Annotated in this window: 1 protein-coding gene; it reads left to right on the top strand. The window is 23.3% G+C overall.

The annotated features are described in order from the left end of the window. Positions 1-221 precede the first annotated feature (221 nt). Entirely contained in the window at positions 222-596 is a 375-nt protein-coding gene (locus tag EHV01_RS05930) for an MBL fold metallo-hydrolase (RefSeq protein ID WP_422066656.1), read from the top strand. Positions 597-1000: the final 404 nt, after the last annotated feature.

Genomic DNA, 1000 nt, shown 5'->3' with positions numbered 1-1000 from the left:
AATTAAATTTATCAAATTTCATAATTTTAGATTCCTATAATTTCTATTTTAAATATATTTTATAGGAATTTTAAAATAACTAGGTTATGCAAGAAGTCTATTATATTCTTTTATGAGGAATGAATAAAAGTGTGTTTGGAAACAAAATATTTAGAATATTTTGCATTCTATCAATAATTTGTTATAGTTTGCAATCATATTTTACTAGTATTCATTATTCAATGACAATGTTAAATGTTGGTAACGGTCAAACAATTGTTTTTCAAGACAAGCGTACTTTAAAAACAGTTTTATATGATGTTGGTGTTGGCTATGGTCGTTCAAAACAATTAGTTAGTAATTATTTAAAATGAGCAAGTATTAATTGAATTGATGCTATTTTTGTTTCACATCAACATGATGATCATAAGAATAATTTACCAACTGTAAAAAAATATTTTAATATTAAACAAGTAATTCAAAATGATACAAAATTGAAAACATTTCAATTTGGTGGATTAGGATTTACTGTCTTACATAAAACAATTAATGATAAAGATGAAAATAATAATAGTTTAGTGCTTTTGGTTAAAATAAGTCAATATCAAATTTATTAACAGGTGATATTAGTAAAAAATTGAAATAAATTTATTACGAGAAAAATTATCTCCAATCACTCTGTTACAAGTTCCGCATCATGGTTTAGAAACTAGTTCAAGCTTAGCATTTTTACAAAAAATAACACCAAAGGTTTGCTTCATCTCTGGTGAAAAAACAAAACGCCAAAATTATCCGACGCCAATTGTTGTTGAAAATTTAAAAACAATTAGGTGTCAAATTTATTTTACAAATGGTAGAAGAAATCTTCAATTTAATATTATGTCAGCATCAACAACAATTAAATTATTTTAAATCCTCTTTAATTTTGTCGAAAACTCTTGATGAAATAAAAAAAATCATCAATATGACAATTTGAAAACTAATTTTGTGTAAGATTATGATTTTGCTTTAAATTTTTTAA

It is taken from the genome of Spiroplasma sp. hy2 (assembly GCF_044714365.1).
GTDB classification, from domain to species: domain Bacteria; phylum Bacillota_I; class Bacilli_A; order Mycoplasmatales; family Mycoplasmataceae; genus Spiroplasma; species Spiroplasma phoeniceum.
The sequence above is the reverse complement of the archived record's forward strand: the minus strand, read 5'-3'. Positions and strand labels throughout refer to the sequence as shown.